Origin of the sequence: Arthrobacter sp. ES3-54, from assembly GCF_029504395.1 — a bacterium.
In the GTDB taxonomy this organism is placed as follows: Bacteria; Actinomycetota; Actinomycetes; order Actinomycetales; family Micrococcaceae; genus Arthrobacter.
In genome coordinates this window covers 1-15,403 of record NZ_JAQFIF010000012.1, presented here as the reverse complement: position 1 = coordinate 15,403, position 15,403 = coordinate 1, and the positions used below count along the sequence as shown (strand labels likewise).

17 protein-coding genes and 1 pseudogene are annotated in these 15,403 nt (G+C 67.8%); 9 read left to right on the top strand and 9 right to left on the bottom strand.

What is annotated here, in order from left to right; translation table 11 throughout:
• The first annotated feature begins 6 nt into the window (after positions 1 to 6).
• Both M2428_RS17450 and M2428_RS17445 read left to right on the top strand, forming a co-directional pair.
• A complete protein-coding gene (locus M2428_RS17450) occupies positions 7 to 1,023 on the top strand; it encodes an asparaginase (RefSeq protein ID WP_277527230.1) in 1,017 nt (338 codons plus the stop codon).
• Positions 1,024 to 1,039: 16 nt separating this feature from the next.
• Positions 1,040 to 1,459: a sterol carrier family protein gene (locus M2428_RS17445; RefSeq protein ID WP_277527229.1), complete on the top strand. Its 420-nt coding sequence runs from the start codon at positions 1,040 to 1,042 to the stop codon at positions 1,457 to 1,459.
• Between the two features lie 55 nt (positions 1,460 to 1,514).
• Here M2428_RS17445 and M2428_RS17440 read toward each other — a convergent pair whose 3' ends face one another.
• The 4 genes from M2428_RS17440 to M2428_RS17425 form a co-directional block, all read right to left on the bottom strand.
• Positions 1,515 to 2,276: an SDR family oxidoreductase gene (locus M2428_RS17440; RefSeq protein ID WP_277527228.1), complete on the bottom strand. Its 762-nt coding sequence runs from the start codon at positions 2,274 to 2,276 to the stop codon at positions 1,515 to 1,517.
• Between the two features lie 138 nt (positions 2,277 to 2,414).
• A complete protein-coding gene (locus tag M2428_RS17435; protein ID WP_277527227.1) occupies positions 2,415 to 2,732 on the bottom strand; it encodes a hypothetical protein in 318 nt (105 codons plus the stop codon).
• A gap of 58 nt (positions 2,733 to 2,790) precedes the next feature.
• Positions 2,791 to 3,099, bottom strand: a complete 309-nt coding sequence (locus M2428_RS17430; protein WP_277527226.1) for a DUF1508 domain-containing protein — start codon at positions 3,097 to 3,099, stop codon at positions 2,791 to 2,793.
• Positions 3,100 to 3,284: 185 nt separating this feature from the next.
• Entirely contained in the window at positions 3,285 to 5,135 is a 1,851-nt protein-coding gene (locus M2428_RS17425) for a glycoside hydrolase family 15 protein (RefSeq protein WP_277527225.1), read from the bottom strand.
• 135 nt (positions 5,136 to 5,270) lie between these two features.
• Between M2428_RS17425 and M2428_RS17420 the strand changes: the two genes are divergently transcribed.
• The gene (locus tag M2428_RS17420; RefSeq protein ID WP_277527224.1) at positions 5,271 to 6,026 is read left to right on the top strand and encodes a DUF72 domain-containing protein; all 756 of its coding nucleotides are present in this window, start codon (positions 5,271 to 5,273) and stop codon (positions 6,024 to 6,026) included.
• A gap of 74 nt (positions 6,027 to 6,100) precedes the next feature.
• Complete coding sequence (locus M2428_RS17415) at positions 6,101 to 7,168, top strand: phosphatase domain-containing protein (RefSeq protein ID WP_277527223.1); 1,068 nt, start codon at positions 6,101 to 6,103, stop codon at positions 7,166 to 7,168.
• Between the two features lie 37 nt (positions 7,169 to 7,205).
• Here the strand turns inward: M2428_RS17415 and M2428_RS17410 are convergent, their stop codons facing one another.
• A complete protein-coding gene (locus tag M2428_RS17410) occupies positions 7,206 to 8,768 on the bottom strand; it encodes a GH1 family beta-glucosidase (RefSeq protein ID WP_277527222.1) in 1,563 nt (520 codons plus the stop codon).
• A gap of 117 nt (positions 8,769 to 8,885) precedes the next feature.
• On the opposite strand from M2428_RS17410, the gene M2428_RS17405 reads away from it, so the two are divergent.
• Positions 8,886 to 9,440, top strand: coding sequence for a TspO/MBR family protein (locus M2428_RS17405; protein ID WP_277527221.1), 555 nt, complete (start codon positions 8,886 to 8,888; stop codon positions 9,438 to 9,440).
• Positions 9,441 to 9,458: 18 nt separating this feature from the next.
• Here M2428_RS17405 and M2428_RS17400 read toward each other — a convergent pair whose 3' ends face one another.
• Entirely contained in the window at positions 9,459 to 9,911 is a 453-nt protein-coding gene (locus M2428_RS17400) for a J domain-containing protein (protein WP_277527220.1), read from the bottom strand.
• Positions 9,912 to 9,978: 67 nt separating this feature from the next.
• A complete protein-coding gene (locus tag M2428_RS17395) occupies positions 9,979 to 10,407 on the bottom strand; it encodes an Hsp20/alpha crystallin family protein (RefSeq protein ID WP_277527219.1) in 429 nt (142 codons plus the stop codon).
• A 136-nt stretch (positions 10,408 to 10,543) separates the two neighbouring features.
• Between M2428_RS17395 and M2428_RS17390 the strand changes: the two genes are divergently transcribed.
• Positions 10,544 to 10,831, top strand: a complete 288-nt coding sequence (locus M2428_RS17390; protein ID WP_277527218.1) for a MerR family transcriptional regulator — start codon at positions 10,544 to 10,546, stop codon at positions 10,829 to 10,831.
• Positions 10,832 to 10,837: 6 nt separating this feature from the next.
• Here the strand turns inward: M2428_RS17390 and M2428_RS17385 are convergent, their stop codons facing one another.
• A complete protein-coding gene (locus M2428_RS17385; protein WP_277527217.1) occupies positions 10,838 to 11,620 on the bottom strand; it encodes a phosphatase PAP2 family protein in 783 nt (260 codons plus the stop codon).
• 258 nt (positions 11,621 to 11,878) lie between these two features.
• Between M2428_RS17385 and M2428_RS17380 the strand changes: the two genes are divergently transcribed.
• The 3 genes from M2428_RS17380 to M2428_RS17370 all read left to right on the top strand — a co-directional run bounded on the left by M2428_RS17380 (position 11,879) and on the right by M2428_RS17370 (position 15,079).
• Positions 11,879 to 13,516 (top strand): cytosine permease, encoded by a 1,638-nt coding sequence (locus M2428_RS17380; protein ID WP_277527216.1) that lies wholly within the window; start codon positions 11,879 to 11,881, stop codon positions 13,514 to 13,516.
• Complete coding sequence (locus M2428_RS17375; protein ID WP_277527215.1) at positions 13,513 to 14,697, top strand: cyclase family protein; 1,185 nt, start codon at positions 13,513 to 13,515, stop codon at positions 14,695 to 14,697. The genes M2428_RS17380 and M2428_RS17375 overlap by 4 nt, the downstream gene beginning before the upstream one ends.
• A gap of 172 nt (positions 14,698 to 14,869) precedes the next feature.
• Positions 14,870 to 15,079, top strand: coding sequence for a hypothetical protein (locus tag M2428_RS17370; RefSeq protein ID WP_277527214.1), 210 nt, complete (start codon positions 14,870 to 14,872; stop codon positions 15,077 to 15,079).
• Positions 15,080 to 15,200: 121 nt separating this feature from the next.
• Here M2428_RS17370 and M2428_RS17365 read toward each other — a convergent pair.
• Positions 15,201 to 15,403, bottom strand: a pseudogene (locus M2428_RS17365) (bifunctional D-altronate/D-mannonate dehydratase); the annotation flags it as partial.

Below are 15,403 nucleotides of genomic sequence, written 5' to 3'. Positions count from 1 at the left end.
TGCTGCATGGCTTTGAACCCGCATGCAACCTTCACAGTCGACTCCGCCGTCGAACTGGCAGTCATCGAACGCAGCGGCTTCGTGGAGTCCCGCCACATCGGCTCGGCTGTTGTGCTGGCCGCGGATGGAACCGTGGTTGTCGAACTCGGCGACATTAACGCCCCCATCCTCGCCCGGTCCACGCTCAAACCGTTGCAGGCCCTGGCATCGATGCAGTCCGGAGTGCCCCTGCGGGGCGCCCAGGTGGCCATCGCATGCGGCAGCCACGTCGGATCCCTGGACCATATGGATGTGGTGGAGGGCATGCTCAAGGCGGCCGGGGCCAAGGAAGACCAGCTGCAGTGCCCGGCCGACTGGCCCCAAGATGAGACCGCCCGGAACTGGCTGGTCCAGACTGAGCGCGGCAAGTCCAGGCTTGCGTTCAACTGCTCGGGCAAGCACGCCGCGTTCCTTTGGGCGTGCACGGAAAACGGCTGGGACAAGAACAGCTATCTCGAACCCAACCACCCGCTCCAGCAGCGCATCCGCTCCGTGATCGAGGAGTACTGCGGCGAACACATCGCCCACCTGGGCATCGACGGCTGCGGCGCGCCGGTTGCTGCCGTGTCCCTGACGGGGCTGGCCCGGGCCTACTCGAAGCTGGCCAAGGCTCCGGGCGACAAGAATTCGAACGCGCGGGCTGCCACGATTGCCACGTCCATGCTGGACTACCCGTGGGCCGTCCAGGGGCGCGGACAGGCCAACACGATCGTCATGGACGAACTCGGCATCCTGGCCAAGATCGGCGCCGAGGGCGTGCTGGTCATGGCCACCCGCCAGGGCGTCTCGGTTGCCATCAAGATGCTCGACGGCAACATCCGGGCCACCACCTTGGTCGGGCTGACGCTCCTGGCGGCCTCCGGCGCCGTCGAAATCCCTGAGGTGTCCAGCGTCCTAGACAAGGTGGTGGACCCCGTCCTGGGCGGGGGACGCCCGGTGGGCAAGATCCGGCTCGGGCGGGCCGTCGCGGCTCTGCTGGACTAGGGCTGGAGGCAGGAAAGTGGCTGTATCGCGCCGTCGAATCGCCGTGGACGAGGGCCGCGCGGCGCTCGCCGCATGGCAGGACGCCACCGCGCCTGCGCCGGGAACCAAAGCAACCGGCGCCGGGGGAACCAGCGCCGGCGGAACCAGCCCCGTGCCGCGCACCACCATCGCGACGGCGGTGCGCTACTCCCTGGAGGAAGTCAGCGCGCGGGCGCCCGGCAACTCCGTGGAAGTGCGCGTCCCGCCGTTCGGCGTCACGCAGTGCGTGGAGGGCCCGCGGCATACGCGCGGCACCCCGCCGAATGTCATTGAGTGCGACGCCGCCACCTGGCTGGCGATGGTCAGCGGGCGTTTGAGCTGGGCAGACGCCGTCGCGGCCGGCCAGGTTGCGGCCTCGGGACTGCGCGCGGACCTGTCCGCCCTCCTGCCCCTCTGATGACGCCCCTCTAGCCGGGCCCCGCGGGCCGGCCCCTACCAGCCGGTCCGGGCCCTCAGCCGCGCCCGATGTACGGCATGCCCGCGGCCGTGACCACGAGGGAACCCACGTTGGCCGACGCCGGCATCCCGGCCATCAGCAGCACGGCCCGGGCGGCGTCCTGCACCGCAAATGTCGGTTCGGCCCGCAGGCTGCCGTCCGCCTGGGCTGCCCCGGAGCCGACGCCGATTTCCTCCATGAGATCCGTGGCGGCATTGCCGATGTCGATTTGTCCGCAGGTGATGCCGAACCCGCGCCCGTCCAGGTCAATGCTCTTGGTCAGCCCCGTGATCGCGTGCTTGGTCACTGTGTAGGCCACGGTCCGCGGCCGGGGCGAATGCGCCGCGATCGAACCGTTGTTGATGATTCTTCCGCCCTGGGGCGACTGGGCCTTCATGGCCCGGACGGCGGCCGCGGCGCAAAGGAGGGATCCTGTGAGGTTTACGGCTACGGTCGCGTCCCAGTCCTCCATGGTGATCTCGTCCACCGAGGCAGCGGGGCCGAACACGCCGGCGTTGTTGAAGAGCACGTCAACCCGTTCCCACTGGCCCAGCGCCGCGGCGAAGAGCCGCTCGACGTCGTCGGGGACGGTGACATCGCACGGGACCGCGAGCGCCTGGCGGTGGCCGGCCGCGGTCTCACGGAGCGGCTCTTCCCGCCGCCCCGCCAGGACCACCCGGTAGCCCTCGGCCAGCATGAGGCGGGCCACCGCACGGCCGATGCCGGAACCGGCTCCGGTGACGACGGCGACCCTTCCGGGGGTGTGGTGCTGGCTCATGGGGTCCTCCTCGACCATTACGCGGCTGCCCGGCCAGCGTACCGCCGAGACGGCACATCACGGCAGTGTTTCGCGCCCGGACCGCCGCGAACTGTCTTCTCGGGAGGCGGCGGGGCGGACATTTTGGGGGCGTGCCCCCTAGCGGGCGTCGCCGCTGCGGTCCCGGGCCTGCCGACCCGTGCGGTAGCCGGACCAGAACGCCAGCACCAGCAACCCGACGCCGATCAGCGCGGACCCGGCCCAGGCGCTGGCCCCCATGAACATGAGCCCCTGCGGTAGGACGGGCCCCATGGCCAGCGGAGCGTACGCGAACCAGCCAAAGTCCTCCTGCGGCACCGGCTGGGCGAGAAAGACCAAACCTGCGAGCAACATGGCCGCGGCAACAAGCGGCACTGCCACGCGGCCGAGCAGACTATTCCGGGCACGGCCGGAACCTCGATTCCCCCGCTGATCCATGGCCATACTGTACCGCTCGGCGCGTGATTCTCGGCTGGGGCAACGGCCGCGCGGAGAGTCAGTGGCGGGCCCGTGCCCTCTTTCCCGCTGCCAGAGAGCCCCCCGTTGCGGACGTTGAGCGTCCGGCACCGCCGAGCCGCCCCCTGATCACCCGGGCGGACGAGCCGGGCATGGCGGACCGGCCGTCGGCGCTGCGGTCCCTGATCAGGCCGGTTCCGGCGATCTCCCTCGCCTGGGCCACCCCCGCCACTGCCGCCTTCTTGGTCGGAAACGTCACTGAAACTGCCATCAGTTGTCCTGCCCCGTCCACCATCCGAATGCGGTAGCCGCCGTCGGGCGCGTCCACGAGCTCAAAATACCCCGCCATTGCACACTCCTCGTTCCCTCGTATCCCCCGCCGGGATGTTAGTAAGTGTACTTACTTAACTGTGGAGGGAAAGTGCTGAAGGTCCCGCCTACCGCCCACGGGCGGCCGACGGCGGGCGCGGATTACCGGCGCGGCGCGGGCGCGGGCCACGGGGACACCTCACGGGCGGCCCTGGCGGCCGCGGATTACCGGCGCGGCGCGGGGCGCGGGCGGGGCGATCGGCCGGGCCGGGGCGGCGTCCCGGCCGCGCCGGGCGGCGGGGTATCGCTGCGGCGGATGCCATCTTCATGCAGTTCCAGCGCGCTCATCACCAGGGCGAAGTGGCTGAAGGCCTGCGGCGTGTTGCCCAGCTGCCGGCCGGCGTCGACGCCCCACTCCTCGCTGAGGAGTCCGACATCGTTGCGCAGCGCCAGCAGGCGCTCGAACAGTTCCCCGGCCTCGTGGCGCCGGCCCGCCCCGATCAGGGCCTCCACCAGCCAGAAGGAGCATGCCAGGAACACCCCTTCCTCACCGGGAAGCCCGTCATCGCTCTGCGCCGGCAGGTAGCGGCGCAGGAAGCCGTCATGCGTCAACTCGCGCTGGACGGCGTCGATGGTTCCGATGATGCGAGGATCATCTGGCGCCAGGAACCCCACCCGGGGCAGCAGCAGGAGGCTCGCGTCCAGCTCGGGCCGCCCGTAGGACTGCACGAACGTGTTGCGTTCGGCGTCGAACCCGTTGGCCATGACCTCGGCGTGGATGGTGTCACGCAGCTCCTCCCAGCGGTCCGCCGGGCCGATCAGGCCGAAGTCCCTTACCCCCTTGACCATGCGGTCCGCCGCCACCCATGCCATCACCTTGGAGTGCGTGAAATGGCGTTGCGGGCCGCGCATTTCCCACAGCCCGTTATCCGGCTGGCTCCAGGCTGTCTCGAGATGTTCCATGAGGGCCACTTGGACGTCCCAGGCGTCGTCAGTGTGCTTGAGGAGCGAGTTCCGGGTCAGGGACAGGCAATCGAGCACCTCGCCCCAGACGTCGAGCTGCAACTGGCCGGCCGCGCCGTTCCCGGTCCGCACCGGGGCCGAGTTTTCATAGCCCTTCAGCCACGGCAGTTCGAGCTCCGGCAGCCGGCGTTCACCGTGGAGCCCGTACATGATCTGCAGATCCGCCGGGTCCCCGGCGACGGCGCGGAGCAGCCAGTCGCGCCACGCGCCGGCCTCCTCCGTGTAGCCGGCGGCCAGCAAAGCCTGCAAGGTCAGGGTGGCGTCGCGCAGCCAGCAGAAGCGGTAGTCCCAGTTCCGGGTGCCACCGATCTCCTCCGGCAGGGACGTCGTTACGGCGGCAACGATGCCGCCGGTGGGGGCGAAGGTCAAGGCTTTGAGCGTGATCAGCGAGCGCTGGACCGCGTCACGGTGCGGCCCGGTGATTCTGCACTTCGCCGACCAGCCGAGCCAGAACTCCTCGGTGGACGCCAGGACCGCCTCCGGGTTCACGGAGCGCGGCCGGCGGAGGTGGCTGGGGCTCCAGGTCAGCACGAAGGGCACGCGCTCCCCGGCCGTGACCGTGAAGTCGCTGACGGTGTGCATCCGCTCGCCGCGCAGGGGCGCCTCGGTCACCAGATAGGCGGCGTCGGGCCCGGCGACGGCGTGGATTCCGCGCTCGTCGTGGCGGACCCACGGCACAATATGGCCGTAGTCGAACCGGAGGGCCAGTTCGCCGCGCATCCGCACCGTGCCGCGGACACCGACCACGATCCGCACGATGTCCGCCACTTCGTCGCGGGGCGGCATGAAGTCAATGATCCGGACCTTGCCTTCGGGCAGGTCCCACTCGGTTTCCAGGATCAGCGTGCCCTTGCGGTAGCGGCGGCGCGTGCATTCGCCGCCGGCTGCCGGCGCCAACAGCCACCGGCCGGCCGCGGGGGTATCGAGGAGCGCGCTGAAACAGGCTGGTGAGTCGAAGCGTGGCAGGCACAGCCAGTCGATGGAACCTTCAGTGCTGATCAGGGCCGCGGTATGCAGATCCCCGACCATTGCGTAATCCTCGATGCGTACCATGACACTTACAGTGCCACACCGCCGTCGCACCCGGCACGGTGACGGCGCACGGGAGGCGGCGCACGGGACGCCCGGAGGACGGCACGCGGGACTGGCCGGAGAACGAGGATCCATCATTGGGGGAAGGGGACGGGCATGGCAGAGCACGAAGCCGCTGTGCGGATCGGCACGTCCGGCTGGAGCTATGACCACTGGGACGGGGTCCTCTATCCGCCGGGCCTGCCGGCCCGGGACAGGCTGGCGCACTACGCGGCCCGCTTCGACACCGTGGAACTGAATGCCAGCTTCTACCGCTGGCCGAAAGAGGGATCGTTCGCCAGCTGGCGCCGCCGCCTGCCCGACGGTTTCGCCCTGTCCGTCAAGGCGCCCCGTGGCCTGACGCACGCCAAGAAGCTGTACGCCCCGGAGGTCTGGGCGGACCGGATCACCCGGTGCTGGCACGAACTCGGCGACAAGCGGGCCGTGCTGCTCGTCCAGCTGCCCCCGGGCTTAGCGCGGGATGACGCCCGGCTGGACTACTTCCTGGCGGCGCTCCCCGAGTGGATCCGCGTCTGTGTGGAGTTCCGCCACCCAAGCTGGGACGACGATTCCGTGTACGCCCTGCTGGAACGTCACGGCGCGGCTTACTGCATCATGAGCGGCGCCGGGCTCCCGTGCGTCCTGCGCGCCACCGCGCCGTTCGTCTACATCCGGCTGCACGGCCCGGACCACGACTTCCTGTACGGCGGATCCTATTCCGATGACGACCTGCGCTGGTGGGCGGACCGGATCCGCGAGTGGCAGGCCAGCGGGAAAGACGTCTACGCATATTTCAACAACGACGGCGGCGGCAACGCCGTCCGCAACGCCGCCACACTGCGCGGGCTGCTGGGTGAGCCGGCACACTGGTAACCCGGCGTCACGGGGGCAACCACACCCGAGCCCGCCGGCACTGCCCGAGCCCGGCTCTGTGGGAGAGTGGAGGCATGGAATTGGCGTCGCAACCAGCGCAGCAGCTGCCCGTATCCGGCAACAGGGCCTTCCGGCTCGCCCATTGGGTGTCGGACACGGTGAACGGGGTTCGCCTCAAGACGGCCCGGAGTTGGAAGTTCATCCCGCAGACCGTCGCCTATCAGGGCTACGGGTCGACAGAGTGGGTCAGGCTGCTTGGCCGCGTGGTCCTCACCAGCAGGCCTGCTCCCGGCAGCAAGGCGGAGCGGCTGGCCCTGAACGGCAACCAGAACGTCCGCGGCTGGCGCGCCTTCACGAGTGTCCCGGTCCAGTTCACCGAAGTGGAGATCCAGATCGGCGGCGTCACCACGCGCGTGCACACCGACCGCGGCGGCCTGGTGGACACCCTGGTGCACGTGGCCCTGACCCCGGGCTGGCATACGGCCGTGCTGCGGGCCGAAGGAACGGAACCGGTCGAAGCCAGGATTTTCGTGATCTCCCCTGACACCAAGCTGGGCATTGTCTCGGACATTGACGACACCATCATGGTCACGGCCCTCCCCCGGCCTTTCCTAGCACTGTGGAACACCTTCGTCCTGAACGAACGCGCCCGGATGGCGACGCCGGGCATGGCCGTCCTGATGGATCGGCTCAAGGTGGAGCACCCGGAGGCGCCGGTGATCTACCTGTCCACCGGGCCGTGGAACGCGGCTCCCACCCTGGCCCGCTTCATCGCCCGGAACCTCTACCCCTCGGGCGCCCTGCTGCTCACGGACTGGGGGCTGACCCACGACCGCTGGTTCCGCAGCGGCCAGGAACACAAACGGCGGAACCTTGAACTGCTGGCCCAGGAGTTCCCGAAAATGCGCTGGCTGCTGTTCGGCGACAACGGCCAGCACGATGAAGAGATCTACTCCGGCTTCGCGCAGGAGCACCCGGACCGGGTCGCCGCGATCGGCATCCGGCAGCTCTCGGCCAGCGAGGCCGTCTTCGCCGGCGGCCACTCCGACACCGGAGACCACTCGGAATCATCCGTCCCGTGGCTCTATTCGCCCGACGGCGCCGGACTCGCGAAGGGCCTACAGGACCTGGATCTGCTCTGAGTTGAAGCTGGTTTAGGTTGAAGCTGCCTTAGGGACGTCAGCCCGCCGGGCTGGGCTCTCCGACGTCGGCAACTCCGCCGTTCTGTCCGTCGGCGTCCTGCTGTCCGGCGGCGGGGGCTCCGTCCTGCTGTCCGCCTGCCGGTTGCGCGGCGGGCGCCGCGTTCCGGGCCGCAAGTACCTCCTGGAGCCAGTAGTAGGAGGCCTTCGGTGTGCGGACCTGGGTGTCGAAATCGACGTGCACCAGACCGAACGGCTGCTTGTAGCCGGCGGACCATTCGAAGTTATCCATGAAGGACCACACATAGTAGCCGCGAAGGTCCACGGCCTCGGCCGCACCGCCGGGACGGGTCGCTTCCAGGGCCGTGCCGATGTGGTCCGCGAGGTAACGCAGGCGCCGTTCATCCGGAACCATCCGGCGGTCCGACCCGACACACTGGACCACCACGTCCTCGAAGCTGGCCCCGCCCTCGGTGATGTAGACCGGAGGCAGATCCGGGTAGCGGTCGGCCAGCTCAGCCAGGGCGACGGACATGTATTCGGGCTTGACCGGCCAGCCGTAGGCCGTGGTCTCGGTGTCCGGGAACGGCGCGATGTGAAAGGGCGCACCGGGTGTCCCGCTGAGGTCATCCCCCATGGCCTCGGCCATGCCGGGCGGCACGGCCCCCTCACCCGGGCCCGCCCCGACGCGGGTGGGCATGTAATAGTTCAGGCCATAGAAATCCAGGGGCTGGGAGATCAGCTCCATGTCTTCGCTGGAGGGGCTGAAAGACGACGAAAAGAACGTGGCGGCCCGAATGACATCCGGGTACTTGCCGAGCAGCACGGGATCGGCGTAGAGCCGGTTTTGCGCCACATCCATGAGTCCGGCGCTGACCGCGTCCAGCGGGTTGGCGGTGGCGGGGACCATCGGTGAGTACACGTTGGTGATGCCAATTTCTCCCTGCACCTTGGCGGCACGCAGCGCCTGGAGCGCCAGGCCGTGGCCGAGCAACTGGTGGTGCACGCTGGGGAGGGACTTGAGCATGAGCGCCTCACCGGGCGCATGCATGCCCAGGGCGTAGCCGTTGGTGGTGACTGTGGCGGGCTCGTTGACAGTCACCCAGCGGGTAACCCGGTCCCCGAAAGCGGCTGCGGCAATGGCGGCGAAGTCCCCCAGCCGGTAGGCCGTATCCCGGTTCATCCAGCCGCCGGCCTCATCCAGGGGCAGCGGGGTGTCCCAGTGGTAGAGCGTGGCCATGGGGGAAATGCCGTTGGCGAGCAACAGGTCGATCAGCCGGGCGTAGAAGTCCAGTCCGGCGGGGTTCACGGGCCCGCTGCCGCCGGGCTGGATCCTGGACCATGACAACGAAAACCGGTACGAGTCGATCCCCAGGGCCTTCATCAGTGCCACGTCCTCTGGCATCCGGTGGTAGTGGTCGCAGGAGACTGCAGGGCTATGGTCCTCCACGATCGACCCCGGTTTCGCGGCGAAGACATCCCATCCGGAGGGACCGCGGCCGTCTTCATCGAGCGCCCCCTCAATCTGGAAGGCAGACGTAGCCACGCCCAGGGTGAAGCCGGGCGGAAGAAGGGAAGCCAGATCCTTGGCGGAAGCGTTCATCGACGGGACCTCTATGTAGTTTCAGGAGTTGGTTGACTGATCTTAGGCTTCCCCCGGGGGCGGGCGCCACGACGCGCCCGGTTTGACGGGCGCGGCGCCATTGGCCAGTGTTGACCCGTGCACGTTAAAACTGAACATGGCGTCAACCGCCGGCCGGCCTCGGCGCCGCCCAGCCCCCGCCGGCAGGCAGCGGCTCTCCTCTGCTTCCTCGCGGTTTCCCACGGGGTGTCCTTCCTGGCGTCGCTGGTCATCATCGAGAACGCTGGCGGTTGGTACGCCGCGGCGGACAAGGCTCCGTGGACTCCGCCCGGCTGGGCCTTCGGAGCGGTCTGGACGGTCCTATATACGGCCATGGCGGTGGCGGCGTGGCTGGTCTGGCGGCAGGGAGCGGGACTTCCCTCCGGGCGCAGCCGAGGCGCCATGACCGTCTACGGCATCCTGCTGCTCTTGAACCTCGCCTGGGCGCCCCTGTTCTTCGGCATTTACCCCATGGTCGGCTCGGCCGCCCTCTGGCTGGCCCTCCTGGTCATCACAGCCCATGCCGTGGCCGCCGGTGCCACAGTGGTCCGGTTCGGCCTCATCAGCCGGGCCGCGGGCCTGCTCATGCTGCCGTACGTCTCCTGGGTCGTGTTCTCACTTAGCCTGAACGCCTACGCCGCCGCCAGCAACTGAAGCCCCAACGCCGTCCCGTCACGGCCCGGGTTCCCAGCGCACGGGGAGCACGCGCACAAGGGGATCCCGACGTCGGATGATCCGCACCGGGATGTCGCGGCCGCCGAGGCCGTTCTGGTGATTCTGCCCGCCCTGGTGGTTCTGGCCGCTCTGGTGGCTCTGGCCGTCCTGGTGGTTCCGGCCGTTCTGGTGATTGAACGTGCTGCCTTGGACGTCGGCCCGCCAGCCGCCGGCGTCGTACTCCGCCCGGGTCCTGGCGTCCCGCAGCACGGCGAAAGCGTGCAGAATCGCGCCCGCGTCGGTGCCGTCGGGAAGCTCGGTCTCCAACTTGCGAATGTCCGGATGGTGCCTGTCGGGATGGTGCCGGCGCATCAGCGCCCGGAAGGCGCGGCCAATCTCCTGCCGACTCGCCTCCGGCGAGACGTGCAACAGCGCATAGTAGCCGCGGGGATCAGGGTTCCTGCCGGGCATGGTTCGGCCTCCGCTGGATGCAGCCGGAGCCGGCGCGGTGCTTCGAGCGCCGCGCCGGCTCCGGGGACTACTTATCGATCTCCTGCAGTTTGTCCTGCGAACGGGTGACTTCAATCTTCCGCGGCTTGGCCGCCTCCGCCACCGGGATGCGCAGCGTCAGGACGCCGTCGGCGTAGTCCGCCTTCACGTTCTCCGTGTCCAGGGTGTCACCGAGGATCAGCTGGCGGCTGAACACGCCACGGGGGCGCTCCGAGACCGTCAGTTCCACGTTGGGCTGCACCGGATCCCGCCGTTCCGCCCGGACCGTCAGGACATTGCGCTCGATGTCGAGCCCGATCGAGTCGACATTGACCCCCGGAAGATCGAACGCGACGACGAATACGCCGTCCTCCTGCCATGCGTCCATGGGCATGGCCGCTGGGCGCGCCACAGTCCCGAACACCTGCTGGGCGAGCCGGTCAAAGTCACGGAACGGGTCCGTCCGAATCAACATCATTTCCCACTCCTTCAGCGCGAGTTGATCTGCATTCCTTCCATAACCCACCACGATTTTTCTGTGGTGGTGGGTATAGATTTTTTATAGCACCAGTGAAACACTGATGCAAGGGAATTACCGGAACGGGAGGAAAACCATGGCGGACCGCGGCGCGGGTTCCGGCCTGTACGCCATCTCCGTGGTGGCGCAGCTGGTGGGCACGGGACAGCAGAATATCCGGCTCTACGAGCGCCGGGGGCTCCTCGCGCCGGACCGCACTGCCGGTGGCACCCGGCAGTACAGCGACGCAGACCTCGTGGTGCTGCGGCGGATTAGCCAGCTCCTGGCGGAGGGCCTCAACCTGGCCGGCGTGGCCAAGGTGATGGAACTGGAGGCAGCTAACGCCCGGCTGCGGGCCGAGCTCAAGCGGGCCCGCGCCCGCTGACGGCGCTCAGTCCTGGCCGGCGTCGGCGGTGGACAGCGTTCCAGTGATCTGTTCGCCCGGAATCCGGGCCGTCCGCCAGGTGTCCAGCGCAATGACCGCACCCAGGACCACGAGCGAGATCGAGAAGGCGCCCAGGGCGTCGGTCAGCCAGTGGTAGCCGAGGTAGAGGCGGCTGATGGCTGCGAAGAACATGCCGATCACCGCCACAATGAAGGCGACGACGGCGGTCTTGGGGTTCTTGCGGCGCGAAAAGACCAAGTACGTGGTGACCAGCAGGAAGTCGCACGCGCCCAGGACATGGCCGGACGGAAACGAGAACGTGGTATCGGCGCCGAAGAGCATGAGGTCCACCGGCGGCCGGTGGCGTTCCACGATGCGGCCGATGACCTGCGCCAGGATCACTCCGGTCAGCATGGCGCCGGCCAGGAGCATCGGGCGCCAGGCGTGCTTGGCAAGCAAACCCCAGGCCACAGTCACGATAAGGACGATGATCGGCAGGCCGATGGGGCCGAAGACGATCGCCAGAATGATCATGATCGTGGTGGCAGGTTCCCCCCGCAGGGTCAAGAGCCACACCCGCACGGGTTCGTCCGCCCCCGAGATGCCGCCGTGCTGGAGGACGCTGGCCAGGATTACCACAAACAGTGCGGCGCCCGTGATCATCAGGACGACGGCAATCCGGTAGAGATTCCGGCGCGCCGTCGCGGTCATGTACCGCTCCTCCACGACGAACTTTTCGTGGAAGGTCCGCCACCGGCCCTGCGGTTTGCCTGTTTGAGCCTCTGCCATGTCGCCCTGCCGCCTTTGCGCCGTGTTGTGGATAGTCCCAACTGACGATTATCCCCTCTTATGTGCGCAATGGGAGGCAAATGGCCAGCCGGGACCTTCTGCGCCGGGGGCTGGCGAGCCGCCGGCCTGCGTAACCTTTCGCCCAGACGGGGCAGGATCTTGCTGTGAGCTGCTTCACACTGTAGCCTCCAACACAACTTGTGATGCTTATTAAGCAACTCTTTCGGAAATCAATGATGAGCTGGATGGAGAACAACAATGGTCGAGGAACAGCCTGCCGGTGCCCGCACGGTGCGGAGCCGCGGAAAGGTCACCGAGGTGGAGACCTACGGCATTGAACGGATACCGGAGAAGGACCGCAATGCGAGCGCCTTTGACCTGTTCAGGGTTTCGTTCGGCGGGGCCAACACCTTTGCCACGGCCTTCCTGGGCGCATTTCCGATCCTGTTTGGCCTGTCCTTCTGGCAGGGGCTCGCCGCGACGGTGACGGGCCTGGTGGTCGGCGCCGTCCTGCTGGCACCCATGGCCGTCTTTGGTCCCACGAACGGGACCAACAACGCGGTGTCTTCCTCCGCCCACCTGGGCGTGCACGGCCGAGTGGTCGGATCATTCCTGTCCTTGCTGACTGCATTGGCATTTTTCTCCATCTCGGTCTGGAGTTCCGGCGATGCCCTGGTGGGCGGCCTGAACCGGCTGGTTGGCCTGCCGCAGGACATGGGCTCGTTCGCCGTCGCCTACGGCCTCTTTGGTGGACTCGTCCTGGTTGTCTGTGTCTACGGGTTCAAGTTCATGCTGCTGGTGAACAAGATTGCCGTCACGGCGGCCACCCTGCTGTTCGTTGTAGGCTTCATCGCCTTCGCGGGCGACTTCAACCTGAACTTTGCGGGCACCTTCGGGACCGGATTCGACGGCGTCGGCATGGCAGGATTCATTCCGGCCTTCATCGGCGCAGCCCTGATCGTCATGTCCAACCCCATCTCCTTCGGCGCGTTCCTGGGCGACTGGGCGCGATACATCCCCACCGCCACACCGAAGCGCCGGGTCATGGGTGCGGCGCTGCTGGCCCAGCTGGCAACGCTTATTCCGTTCGTCTTTGGCCTGGCCACGGCGTCCATCATCGCCACCAAGGCGCCGGAATTCATGGACCCGGCGGCGCCGAACTACGTTGGCGGCCTGCTTGCGGTTTCCCCGGCCTGGTATTTCGTGCCGCTTTGCGCCATAGCCCTGATCGGCGGCATGTCCACCGGGGCGTCCTCGCTGTACGGCACCGGTCTTGACTTCAGCAGCGTCTTTCCGAGATTCAACCGGGTCCAGGCCACCCTCTTCATCGGGGTCCTGGCGATCGCATTCATCTTCGCCGGCCGTTTCGCCTTCAACCTCGTTCAGAGCATCTCCACGTTCGCCACCCTGATCGTGACCTGCACCGCGCCGTGGATGGTGGTCATGATCATCGGCTTCATCACCCGCCGCGGCTGGTACGACGCCGATGCCCTCCAGGTGTTCAACCGGCGCCAGAGTGGCGGACGGTACTGGTTCAACCACGGCTGGAACCTGCGCGGCATGACCGCCTGGCTGGTCAGCGCCGCGGCAGGGCTGAGTTTGGTGAACATGCCCGGCCAGTTCCAAGGGCCCCTGGGCAACCTGGCGGGCGGCGTGGACATCAGCCTGCCGGCATCGCTGGCGCTTGCGGCTGTCCTCTACCTCGGGCTGCTGTGGATCTTCCCGGAGCCGCGCGGGGTGTTCCCCGCCGCCGGGCCGCGCTGGATCCCCTCCAAGGACACGGCGGTGCCGCCGGTTAGGGATGCAGCTGGCAATGCCGTACCGGCCGTAACACAGGAGGCTGCTGCGCCGGGCTTGCCCGGCGACCGGGATCCCGAGCTGGTGGGCCAGCCGTGACGTGGTTCGATCTCAGCGTTCCGCTCCGCACCGGAATGCCTGTCTACCCCGGAGACCCAGAAGTCCGGATCGCATCGGCGCTGACCGTGGAGGCCGACGGCGCCAATGTGCTCTCCCTCGCGCTGGGCTCCCATTCGGGCACCCACGCCGACGCACCCCTGCATGTGGGTGACGGCTGGGCGGCCCTGGACGAACTGCCGCTGTCCCGCTTCGGGGGGATCGCCGAAATTGTGGACGTCCGGGGGGTGGCCCGCGGCGGCGCCATCACCACCGCCCAGTTGGCAGGGATCGCCCCGGCCGGCTCCCCCGGGGATCCTGAAAATCCCGGGGATCCAGCGAAAATCCTGCTGCTGCACACCGGCTGCGCCGCGGCCTGGGGAACCGACGAGTACCTCAAGCACCCGTGGCTCGAGCCTGCTGCGGCGCAACTGATCGTGGACCGCGGCTACCGCGCCATAGGCCTGGATGCCCTCAGCGTGGATCCCAGCTTCGCCGGCGCCTGGGACGGCACCCCGGCGGGGGGCGGCTTCCCCGCCCACGCCATCCTTGCCGGAAACGGCTGCATCATCGTGGAAAACCTCACCGGGCTGGAGCAGGTCCAGAGGGCGAGGGACGCAGGAGCCGACGTCGAGGTCTTCCTCTTTCCGCTCAATATCCCCGGGGCCGACGGCGCCCCGATCCGGGCCGTGGCCAGGCCGCTGCCCGTTCCGGAGCTGCGGCCGACGGTACTGCAGCAAACAAAGCAGCAGCCGACAATACTGCAGTCGACGGCGCCCGGCGCGCTCAGCCGGGAAGAGGTGCAGGAGGCAGCGGACCGCTTGGTCGCCGCCTTCGCGGCCACGGACACCGAGGCCTACTTTGCAGCCTTCAGCCCCCAGGCGACATTCATCTTCCACCCGGAAGCCCAGAGCCTTGGTTCGCGGTCCGCCTACCGGACCCTTTGGGACAGCTGGCTCGCCAGCGGCTGGCGGGTGCTGGACTGCCGGAGCAGCGAGCAGGATATCCAGCTCCTAGGGGCTACCGCGGTGTTTTCGCACCGCGTGGCCACGACAGTCCAGATTGACCGGGAAGGTGGCCGCGATACAAGCGATGAGCGGGAGACCATCATCTTCTCCCGGGCCTTGGACGGCAGCATCGTCTGCGTCCACGAGCATCTCTCGGCCTGCCCGGTAGATGTCTAGGGCCCAAGGTCCCCGATCGAAAGGAACCGCAGGTCAACGGCACCCGGTCCGCCGGAACCGTAATTCCGGACCAAAAGTTGCTCCTGGAGGGATTTGACGCGTCAATAAATATGACGTTACTGTTCCTGAATCCATTGGGGCCGACTAGAAGTACTCCAAGAAAGACAGAGCGATGACCACTACTACCGAGTTCATTGAGATCCAAGTCGACAACCGGCACGTCCTCGACGAACGACTCAACGACGCCGTCCGCGGGCTGCAGCAGCTCGCCATGACCACGGGGACGCACGGCATTCTGCTCACGCGGCACAAGCCGGGCCACTACACTGCGGCCCTCTCCGACCAGGTCCCCTTCGGCATGACCCGCGAGCTCGTTCACTAGCCACCGGTAAACCGGACGCTGAGTGCCGGACTTCAAAAAGCCAGGTCCCGGGCGGCAGAGCATCGACTCGCCGCCCGGGACCTTTTTGGCGTTTCAGGGACAGTTACCGGTCATGGTCTGGTTACCAGTCATGGACGGTTCCGTCCACGAGGCGGTTGTAGGGCAGGTAGGCCTGCTGGTAGGGGAACGCGGCGGCGGCTTCTTCGTTGAATTCGACGCCGATGCCGGCCGCCTCGCCCGGGTGCAGGTAGCCGTCCACGAACGTCATGGACTGCTCGAAGACCTCGTTGGTCGCATCCGAGTGCTGCATGTATTCCTGGATCC

Excerpts from the sequence above, each read along its gene's own strand:
- M2428_RS17385 (WP_277527217.1), bottom strand. The coding sequence starts at position 11,620 with ATGGCAGAGGCTCAAACAGGCAAACCGCAGGGCCGGTGGCGGACCTTC.
- M2428_RS17410 (WP_277527222.1), bottom strand. The coding sequence starts at position 8,768 with ATGAACGCTTCCGCCAAGGATCTGGCTTCCCTTCTTCCGCCCGGCTTC.
- M2428_RS17430 (WP_277527226.1), bottom strand. The coding sequence starts at position 3,099 with ATGGCGGGGTATTTTGAGCTCGTGGACGCGCCCGACGGCGGCTACCGC.
- M2428_RS17400 (WP_277527220.1), bottom strand. The coding sequence starts at position 9,911 with ATGCCCGGCAGGAACCCTGATCCCCGCGGCTACTATGCGCTGTTGCAC.
- M2428_RS17415 (WP_277527223.1), top strand. The coding sequence starts at position 6,101 with ATGGAATTGGCGTCGCAACCAGCGCAGCAGCTGCCCGTATCCGGCAAC.
- M2428_RS17435 (WP_277527227.1), bottom strand. The coding sequence starts at position 2,732 with ATGGATCAGCGGGGGAATCGAGGTTCCGGCCGTGCCCGGAATAGTCTG.
- M2428_RS17390 (WP_277527218.1), top strand. The coding sequence starts at position 10,544 with ATGGCGGACCGCGGCGCGGGTTCCGGCCTGTACGCCATCTCCGTGGTG.
- M2428_RS17380 (WP_277527216.1), top strand. The coding sequence starts at position 11,879 with ATGGTCGAGGAACAGCCTGCCGGTGCCCGCACGGTGCGGAGCCGCGGA.
- M2428_RS17450 (WP_277527230.1), top strand. The coding sequence starts at position 7 with ATGGCTTTGAACCCGCATGCAACCTTCACAGTCGACTCCGCCGTCGAA.
- M2428_RS17440 (WP_277527228.1), bottom strand. The coding sequence starts at position 2,276 with ATGAGCCAGCACCACACCCCCGGAAGGGTCGCCGTCGTCACCGGAGCC.
- M2428_RS17420 (WP_277527224.1), top strand. The coding sequence starts at position 5,271 with ATGGCAGAGCACGAAGCCGCTGTGCGGATCGGCACGTCCGGCTGGAGC.
- M2428_RS17395 (WP_277527219.1), bottom strand. The coding sequence starts at position 10,407 with ATGATGTTGATTCGGACGGACCCGTTCCGTGACTTTGACCGGCTCGCC.
- M2428_RS17425 (WP_277527225.1), bottom strand. The coding sequence starts at position 5,135 with ATGGTACGCATCGAGGATTACGCAATGGTCGGGGATCTGCATACCGCG.
- M2428_RS17370 (WP_277527214.1), top strand. The coding sequence starts at position 14,870 with ATGACCACTACTACCGAGTTCATTGAGATCCAAGTCGACAACCGGCAC.